Annotated in this window: 16 protein-coding genes and 1 pseudogene; all 17 read left to right on the top strand. The window is 56.8% G+C overall.

Features of this window, described 5'->3' with window-relative positions; genetic code table 11:
* Positions 1 to 97 (top strand): annotated as a pseudogene (locus tag J2X56_RS26615) (elongation factor Tu); the annotation flags it as partial.
* Positions 98 to 195: 98 nt separating this feature from the next.
* Positions 196 to 513 carry a 30S ribosomal protein S10 gene (gene rpsJ / locus J2X56_RS26610; RefSeq protein ID WP_006464935.1) on the top strand — a complete coding sequence of 106 codons (318 nt, stop codon included), beginning with the start codon at positions 196 to 198 and terminating at the stop codon, positions 511 to 513.
* A gap of 151 nt (positions 514 to 664) precedes the next feature.
* The gene (gene rplC, locus J2X56_RS26605; RefSeq protein ID WP_013232185.1) at positions 665 to 1,333 is read left to right on the top strand and encodes a 50S ribosomal protein L3; all 669 of its coding nucleotides are present in this window, start codon (positions 665 to 667) and stop codon (positions 1,331 to 1,333) included.
* 2 nt (positions 1,334 to 1,335) lie between these two features.
* Positions 1,336 to 1,956: a 50S ribosomal protein L4 gene (gene rplD / locus J2X56_RS26600; protein ID WP_006464933.1), complete on the top strand. Its 621-nt coding sequence runs from the start codon at positions 1,336 to 1,338 to the stop codon at positions 1,954 to 1,956.
* The gene (gene rplW / locus J2X56_RS26595) at positions 1,953 to 2,270 is read left to right on the top strand and encodes a 50S ribosomal protein L23 (protein WP_006464932.1); all 318 of its coding nucleotides are present in this window, start codon (positions 1,953 to 1,955) and stop codon (positions 2,268 to 2,270) included. Before rplD ends, rplW begins: the two co-directional genes overlap by 4 nt.
* Positions 2,270 to 3,097, top strand: coding sequence for a 50S ribosomal protein L2 (gene rplB / locus J2X56_RS26590; protein ID WP_006464931.1), 828 nt, complete (start codon positions 2,270 to 2,272; stop codon positions 3,095 to 3,097). The genes rplW and rplB overlap by 1 nt, the downstream gene beginning before the upstream one ends.
* Positions 3,098 to 3,107: 10 nt before the next feature.
* Positions 3,108 to 3,383 carry a 30S ribosomal protein S19 gene (gene rpsS, locus J2X56_RS26585; protein ID WP_006464930.1) on the top strand — a complete coding sequence of 92 codons (276 nt, stop codon included), beginning with the start codon at positions 3,108 to 3,110 and terminating at the stop codon, positions 3,381 to 3,383.
* Positions 3,384 to 3,389: 6 nt separating this feature from the next.
* Positions 3,390 to 3,722: a 50S ribosomal protein L22 gene (gene rplV, locus J2X56_RS26580; protein WP_008334132.1), complete on the top strand. Its 333-nt coding sequence runs from the start codon at positions 3,390 to 3,392 to the stop codon at positions 3,720 to 3,722.
* Positions 3,723 to 3,731: 9 nt separating this feature from the next.
* Positions 3,732 to 4,550 carry a 30S ribosomal protein S3 gene (rpsC, locus tag J2X56_RS26575; protein WP_008334135.1) on the top strand — a complete coding sequence of 273 codons (819 nt, stop codon included), beginning with the start codon at positions 3,732 to 3,734 and terminating at the stop codon, positions 4,548 to 4,550.
* Positions 4,551 to 4,552: 2 nt separating this feature from the next.
* Positions 4,553 to 4,972 (top strand): 50S ribosomal protein L16, encoded by a 420-nt coding sequence (gene rplP, locus J2X56_RS26570; RefSeq protein WP_008334136.1) that lies wholly within the window; start codon positions 4,553 to 4,555, stop codon positions 4,970 to 4,972.
* A gap of 13 nt (positions 4,973 to 4,985) precedes the next feature.
* The gene (rpmC, locus tag J2X56_RS26565; protein ID WP_006464926.1) at positions 4,986 to 5,180 is read left to right on the top strand and encodes a 50S ribosomal protein L29; all 195 of its coding nucleotides are present in this window, start codon (positions 4,986 to 4,988) and stop codon (positions 5,178 to 5,180) included.
* Positions 5,177 to 5,449, top strand: coding sequence for a 30S ribosomal protein S17 (gene rpsQ / locus J2X56_RS26560; protein ID WP_034333526.1), 273 nt, complete (start codon positions 5,177 to 5,179; stop codon positions 5,447 to 5,449). The genes rpmC and rpsQ overlap by 4 nt, the downstream gene beginning before the upstream one ends.
* 196 nt (positions 5,450 to 5,645) lie before the next feature.
* Positions 5,646 to 6,014 carry a 50S ribosomal protein L14 gene (gene rplN, locus J2X56_RS26555; RefSeq protein ID WP_006464924.1) on the top strand — a complete coding sequence of 123 codons (369 nt, stop codon included), beginning with the start codon at positions 5,646 to 5,648 and terminating at the stop codon, positions 6,012 to 6,014.
* A 9-nt stretch (positions 6,015 to 6,023) separates the two neighbouring features.
* The gene (gene rplX / locus J2X56_RS26550) at positions 6,024 to 6,338 is read left to right on the top strand and encodes a 50S ribosomal protein L24 (protein ID WP_121037719.1); all 315 of its coding nucleotides are present in this window, start codon (positions 6,024 to 6,026) and stop codon (positions 6,336 to 6,338) included.
* A 5-nt stretch (positions 6,339 to 6,343) separates the two neighbouring features.
* Positions 6,344 to 6,883 carry a 50S ribosomal protein L5 gene (gene rplE, locus J2X56_RS26545; protein WP_006464922.1) on the top strand — a complete coding sequence of 180 codons (540 nt, stop codon included), beginning with the start codon at positions 6,344 to 6,346 and terminating at the stop codon, positions 6,881 to 6,883.
* Between the two features lie 7 nt (positions 6,884 to 6,890).
* Positions 6,891 to 7,196 carry a 30S ribosomal protein S14 gene (gene rpsN / locus J2X56_RS26540; RefSeq protein ID WP_008334139.1) on the top strand — a complete coding sequence of 102 codons (306 nt, stop codon included), beginning with the start codon at positions 6,891 to 6,893 and terminating at the stop codon, positions 7,194 to 7,196.
* Positions 7,197 to 7,210: 14 nt separating this feature from the next.
* Positions 7,211 to 7,606, top strand: coding sequence for a 30S ribosomal protein S8 (rpsH, locus tag J2X56_RS26535; RefSeq protein ID WP_006464920.1), 396 nt, complete (start codon positions 7,211 to 7,213; stop codon positions 7,604 to 7,606).
* Positions 7,607 to 7,616 lie beyond the last annotated feature (10 nt).

Here is a 7,616-nt window from a genome sequence, read left to right as displayed (position 1 = left end):
GATCAACCCGATCGCCATGGAAGAAGGTCTGCGCTTCGCTATCCGTGAAGGCGGCCGTACCGTCGGCGCCGGCGTGGTTGCCAAGATCTTCGACTGATCGTCGGATCAGCAGTAGCAGTACCCAGTAACACTAGTCGCATTTTTAACATCGCCGGGGATGATTCCCATCCCCGGTTCGTTCTTTAAAGGAAAATCATGTCGGTTCCTAGCCAAAAAATCCGTATCCGTCTGAAAGCTTTCGACTATCGTCTGATCGACCAGTCCGCACTGGAAATCGTTGACACCGCCAAGCGTACCGGCGCTGTCGTCAAGGGCCCGGTTCCCCTGCCGACCCGCATCCAGCGCTTCGACGTTCTGCGTTCGCCGCACGTCAACAAGACCTCCCGCGATCAGTTCGAAATCCGTACCCATCAGCGCCTGATGGATATCGTCGATCCGACCGACAAGACGGTTGACGCATTGATGAAGCTGGACCTGCCCGCTGGCGTTGATGTTGAAATCAAGCTGCAGTAATCAGCTGGCATAGTGTTGGAAAAGCGCACAACCTCGGTTGTGCGCTTTTGTTTTACGGGCTATAATGCTCGGCTTCGATGTGGGTTTTGCGTTTGCAGGGCCCATAATTTATGGTAGTACGAACATCAGCCCCGCCCAATCGCAGGCGGGAATGGAGAAAACAATGAGCCTGGGCCTTGTTGGTCGCAAGGTTGGTATGATGCGCATCTTCACGGAAGATGGGGATTCGATCCCTGTGACCGTGCTGGACGTGTCCAACAACCGCGTGACTCAAATCAAAACGCCTGAAGTGGATGGTTATTCCGCTGTTCAGGTGACCTTCGGTCAACGCCGCGCTTCGCGCGTGGTGAAAGCCGCCGCCGGCCACTTCGCCAAAGCTGGCGTCGAGGCAGGTACTGTCCTCAAAGAATTCCGTGTTGACGCTTCCAAGGCTGCCGAACTGAAGGCTGGCGACGTCGTTGGCATCGGCATGTTTGAAGCTGGCCAGAAAGTCGACGTGCAAGGCGTGTCGATCGGTAAGGGCTACGCCGGTACCATCAAGCGTTACAACTTCTCGTCGGGTCGCGCGACCCACGGTAACTCCCGCTCGCACAACGTTCCTGGCTCCATCGGTATGGCGCAGGATCCGGGCCGCGTGTTCCCCGGCAAGCGCATGACCGGTCATCTGGGTGATGTCAAGACCACCGTCCAGAACCTGGAAATCGCCCGTGTGGACGCAGAGCGTCAGTTGCTGCTGGTGAAGGGTGCCGTTCCTGGCGCCAAGAACGGTCAAGTGATCGTTTCGCCGGCAGTCAAAGTCAAAGCGAAGAAGGGGGCTTAATAATGGAACTGAAGCTCCTGAATGACCAAGGTCAAGCTGCTTCGAACGTCGCCGCACCGGATACCATTTTCGGTCGTGACTACAACGAAGCCCTGATCCACCAGGTCGTGGTTGCCTACCAAGCCAACGCTCGTAGCGGCAACCGCAAGCAAAAGGATCGTGAAGAAGTCAGCCACACCACCAAGAAGCCTTGGCGTCAAAAGGGTACTGGCCGTGCACGTGCCGGTATGTCCTCGTCGCCTCTGTGGCGCGGTGGTGGCCGTATCTTCCCGAACTCGCCTGACGAAAACTTCACCCACAAGGTCAACAAGAAGATGTATCGCGCAGGTGTCTGCTCGATCCTCTCCCAGTTGGCACGTGAAGGCCGCCTGTCGGTCGTCGAAGAGTTCGCCGTCGAAGCCCCGAAGACCAAGCTGCTGGCCCAGAAGTTGAAGGGCATGGGCATGGAATCGGTGCTGGTTATTACCGACAGCCTGGACGAAAAGCTGCTGCTGGCCTCGCGCAACCTGCCGGGCGTGCTGGTGGTCGAGCCGCGTCAAGCTGATCCCGTGTCGCTGGTGTACTTCAAGAATGTCTTGATCACCAAGCCGGCTCTGGCAAAGATTGAGGAGTTGCTGGCATGAACGCAATCGTGAAACATAGCGAAGAGCGCCTGATGAAGGTGCTGCTGGCACCGGTGATCTCCGAAAAGGCAACCTTTGTCGCCGAGAAGAACGAGCAAGTCGTCTTCCTGGTCGCCAAGGACGCCACCAAGCTGGAAGTCAAGGCCGCCGTCGAACTGCTGTTCAAGGTGGAAGTGGAATCGGTGCAAGTCGCCAACCGTCAGGGCAAGCAGAAGCGCTCGCGCAACGGTATGGGCCGCCGCAACCACACCCGCCGTGCTTTCGTCAGCCTGAAGCCGGGTCAAGAAATCAACTTCACCGAGGAGGCTAAATAATGGCACTCGTAAAAGTGAAGCCGACCTCGCCCGGTCGGCGCGGCATGGTCAAGGTCGTCAATCCCGACCTGTACAAGGGCCGTCCGCTGGCATCGCTGGTCGAAAAGAAGTCCAAGACCGCCGGCCGTAACAACAACGGCCACATCACCACCCGCCACATCGGCGGTGGTCACAAGCAGCACTACCGTGTTGTCGACTTCCGTCGCAACAAGGATGGTATCCCTGCCAAGGTTGAGCGTATCGAATACGACCCGAACCGTACCGCGCACATCGCACTGCTGTGCTACGCGGACGGCGAGCGCAAGTACATCATCGCTCCCAAGGGCGTGTCGGTTGGCGATCAGCTGATCAGCGGTTCTGAAGCTCCGATCAAGTCGGGCAACACTCTGCCGATCCGCAACATCCCCGTCGGTACCACCATCCACTGCGTGGAAATGCTGCCGGGCAAGGGCGCGCAAATCGCCCGTACCGCTGGCGCCGCTGTCGTGCTGATGGCACGCGAAGGCACCTACGCTCAGGTTCGTCTGCGCTCCGGTGAAGTGCGTCGCGTTCACATCGAATGCCGCGCCACCATCGGTGAAGTCGGTAACGGCGAGCACAACCTGCGCAAGATCGGTAAGGCCGGTGCAACCCGTTGGCGCGGTGTGCGTCCGACCGTTCGTGGCGTTGTCATGAACCCGGTGGATCACCCGCACGGTGGTGGTGAAGGCAAGACCGCCGCTGGTCGTCACCCGGTTTCCCCGTGGGGCCAGCAGACCAAGGGCAAGAAGACTCGTAGCAACAAGCGTACGACTTCGATGATTGTCTCGCGTCGCGGCAAGAAATAAAGGATAAAACATGACACGTTCATTGAAAAAAGGTCCTTTCTGCGACGCCCACCTGGTGAAAAAGGTTGAGGCTGCCCAGGCTACCAAGGACAAGAAGCCGATCAAGACCTGGTCGCGTCGTTCGACCATCATGCCGGACTTCATCGGCCTGACGATTGCCGTGCACAATGGCAAGGCACACGTGCCGGTCTATGTGTCGGAAAACATGGTTGGTCACAAGCTCGGCGAATTCGCGCTGACCCGTACTTTCAAGGGTCACGCTGCCGATAAGAAGGCTAAGAAATAAGGTCCTATGATGGAAACTAAAGCTACTCTGCGCGGTGTGCACCTGTCGGCCCAGAAAGGCCGCCTGGTTGCAGACCTGATCCGCGGTAAAAAAGTTGATCAGGCACTGAATATCTTGGCCTTCAGCCCCAAGAAGGGCGCGGTCATCATCAAGAAGGTTCTGGAGTCCGCAATCGCGAACGCCGAACACAACGATGGTGCCGACATTGACGAGCTGAAAGTCAAGACCATTTATGTGGAAAAGGGTGCGGTCCTCAAGCGCTTCACGGCGCGTGCTAAGGGCCGTGGTGATCGTATTTCCAAGCAGTCGTGTCACATTTACGTGACCGTCGGAAACTAAGGAGTCACGATGGGACAGAAGATTCATCCAACCGGTTTCCGTCTGGCGGTTACGCGTAACTGGGGCTCGCGTTGGTATGCAGGCAACAACAACTTTGCCGACATGCTCAACGAGGACCTGAAGGTCCGCGCTTACCTGAAGAAGAAGCTGAAGAACGCTTCGGTTGGCCGCGTGGTCATCGAGCGTCCGGCCAAGAACGCCCGCATCACCATTTACAGCTCCCGTCCGGGCGTTGTGATTGGCAAGAAGGGTGAAGACATCGAAGTGCTGAAGTCGGCACTGGCCAAGCTGATGGGCGTGCCCGTGCACGTCAACATCGAAGAAATCCGCAAGCCGGAAGCCGATGCTCAGCTGATCGCTGACTCGATCTGCCAGCAGCTGGAAAAGCGCATCATGTTCCGTCGCGCCATGAAGCGTGCGATGCAGAACGCCATGCGTCTGGGCGCTCAAGGCATCAAGATCATGTCGTCGGGCCGTCTGAACGGCATCGAAATCGCACGTACCGAATGGTACCGCGAAGGCCGTGTGCCTCTGCACACCCTGCGTGCCGATATCGACTATGGCTTCGGCGAAGCTGAAACCACCTACGGCATCATCGGTGTGAAGGTGTGGGTCTACAAGGGCGATCGCCTGGCAAACGGCGAATCGCCGGTGCTGGTCGGCGAACTGGAAGACGACAAGAAGCGTCGTGGTCCCCGTCGTGACGACGGCAAGCCGGGTGCACGTCCCCGCTCCAAGACTGGTGCTCCTGGCGCCGGTGCAAAGCGTGGCGGTGGTCGTCCTCAAGCTGCCGATGCCGGTGTATCGGCTGAGAAAGCAGGAGAATAATCATGCTGCAACCAGCACGTAGAAAATATCGTAAAGAACAAAAAGGTCGTAACACCGGCATTTCGCACACCCGCGGAACCGCCGTCTCGTTCGGCGATTTTGGTCTGAAGGCAACCGGCCGCGGCCGTATCACTGCCCGTCAGATCGAAGCTGCTCGTCGTGCGATGACCCGTCACATCAAGCGCGGTGGTCGTATCTGGATCCGCGTTTTCCCGGACAAGCCAATTTCCCAGAAGCCCGCAGAAGTGCGTATGGGTAACGGCAAGGGTAATCCGGAGTACTACGTGGCTGAAATCCAGCCGGGTAAGGTACTGTACGAGATGGACGGTGTGGACGAAGCCCTGGCGCGCGAGGCGTTCCGTTTGGCTGCTGCCAAATTGCCGCTGTCGACGACTTTCGTTGTTCGCCAAGTCGGTCAATAATTAGGAGCGGAACATGAAAGCATCTGAACTCCGCGGTAAGGACAAGGCAGGACTGGAAAAGGAACTGGGCGAGCTGTTGAAAGCTCAGTTCAGCCTGCGCATGCAAATTGCGACCCAGCAACTGAACAATACCGCACAGCTGAAGAAGGTACGTCGCGACATCGCACGTGTGAAAACTGTGATCAACTCGAAGGATGGCCAACAATGAACGATCAAGTGAAACAAGCGCTCAAGCGCACGCTGATTGGCAAAGTTGTGTCGGACAAGATGGATAAGACCGTCACTGTCGAAATCGAGCGTCAAATGAAGCACCCGCTGTACGGCAAGATCATCAAGCGCACCAAGAAGTACCACGCGCATGATGAGCAAAACACGGCGAAGGCCGGCGATGTGGTGGAAATCACCGAAAGCCGTCCGATCTCCAAGACGAAGGCGTGGACTGTGACCCGTGTGGTACAGGAAGCACAAATCGTTTAAGTAGCAAAGGTAGTACTTGCGTGCTCGATATTATGGTGCCATAATATCGAGCTCTTTCTTTGCAAAGTAAAGTTTGCAAAGAAAGGCTCAAGAGTAGCTCTATTCGTCCCCTAACTAGCGAGTTCGCTTGCTAACAGGACCAAGACTGACCGCCAGCGCATCCTGCGAAGCGGATTAAGTTGGGAAAGAAAATATCATGATTCAAACTGAAAGCCGGCTCGAAGTGGCCGACAACACTGGTGCGCGCGAAGTTCTGTGCATCAAGGTCTTGGGTGGTTCCAAGCGCCGCTATGCGGGCATTGGCGATGTGATCAAGGTTACTGTCAAGAGCGCAGCACCGCGTGGTCGCGTCAAGAAGGGTGAAATTTATAACGCTGTCGTCGTTCGCACCGCCAAGGGCGTGCGTCGTCAGGATGGTTCGCTGGTCAAGTTCGATGGTAATGCTGCCGTCCTGCTGAACGCCAAGCTGGAGCCCATCGGCACCCGTATCTTTGGGCCGGTGACTCGTGAGCTGCGTACAGAGCGCTTCATGAAGATCGTCTCCCTGGCGCCTGAAGTTCTGTAAGGAGTAGTCATGGCAAAGATTCGTAAAAACGATGAAGTCATCGTGTTGACCGGCAAAGACAAGGGCAAGCGCGGTGTCGTGACTGCTCGTGTGGACGCCGATTATGTCATCGTGGAAGGCGTGAACGTCGCAAAGAAGGCGACCCGTCCGAACCCGATGACGGGTGCAACTGGCGGCATCGTCGATAAGCTGATGCCAATTCATGTGTCGAACGTCGCGTTGTTCAACGCTGCGGCCGGCAAGGCAGATCGTGTGGCTTACAAGGAAGTGGACGGCAAGAAGGTCCGCGCTTACAAGTCCAACGGCGAAGTCGTTAAGGTTTAAACATCATGGCACGTCTTCAACAGTTTTATAAAGATAAGGTCGTCGCCGATCTGACTACGAAGTATTCGTACAAGTCGGTGATGGAAGTTCCGCGCATCCTGAAGATCACCCTGAACATGGGTCTGTCCGAAGCAGTTGCGGACAAGAAGATCATCGAGCACGCCGTTGGCGATCTGACCAAGATCGCTGGCCAGAAGCCGGTGGTGACCAAGGCTCGCAAGGCTATCGCAGGTTTCAAGATCCGCGAAGGCTACCCGATCGGTTGCATGGTGACCCTGCGTGGCGCCCGCATGTACGAATTCCTGGATCGTCTGATCACCGTGGCCCTGCCGCGCGTGCGTGACTTCCGTGGCGTGTCCGGTCGTGCGTTCGATGGTCGTGGCAACTACAACATCGGTGTGAAAGAGCAGATCATCTTCCCCGAAATTGAGTACGACAAGATCGATGCACTGCGTGGCATGAACATCAGCATCACCACGACTGCAAAGACCGACGACGAAGCGAAGGCGCTTCTCGCCGCATTTAAATTCCCGTTCAGAAACTGAGGATGCCATGGCAAAACTGGCACTGATTAACCGTGAACAGAAGCGCGCAGAAATGGTGAAGAAGTATGCTGCCAAGCGCGCCGAGTTGAAGGCTATTATCGACGACCAATCGAAGTCGGAAGAAGAGCGTTACGAAGCCCGCCTGAAGCTGCAGGCTCTGCCGCGTAACTCTGCTCCGACCCGCCAGCGCAACCGTTGCGCGCTGACTGGCCGTCCCCGTGGTACTTTCCGCAAGTTCGGATTGGGCCGTATCAAGGTCCGTGAAATCGCCATGCGCGGCGAAATCCCGGGTTTGACCAAAGCTAGCTGGTAATAGGAGAAGAAGCAATGAGTATGAGCGATCCTATCGCCGATATGCTGACCCGTATCCGCAATGCGCAAGGCGTGAACAAGACTACCGTCGTCATGCCGTCTTCCAAAGTGAAGGTCGCCATTGCCAACGTCCTCAAGGACGAGGGCTATATCGAAGATTTCGCCGTGGTTGCCGCTGATGGCAAGGCTGAATTGAAAATCGGTTTGAAGTATTACGCTGGCCGTCCGGTCATCGAGCGCCTGGAGCGCGTGTCCCGTCCGGGTCTGCGCATCTACAAGGGCAAGGACGATATCCCCAACGTCATGAATGGCCTGGGTGTGGCAATCGTGTCCACGCCGCGCGGCGTGATGACTGATCGCAAAGCACGCGCAACCGGTGTCGGTGGCGAAGTGATTTGCTACGTGGCCTAAGGAGTGCAAG

Origin of the sequence: Herbaspirillum sp. 1173, from assembly GCF_031455335.1 — a bacterium.
GTDB lineage: Bacteria > Pseudomonadota > Gammaproteobacteria > Burkholderiales > Burkholderiaceae_D > Herbaspirillum > Herbaspirillum huttiense.
This window is presented reverse-complemented; position numbering and strand designations above follow the sequence as displayed.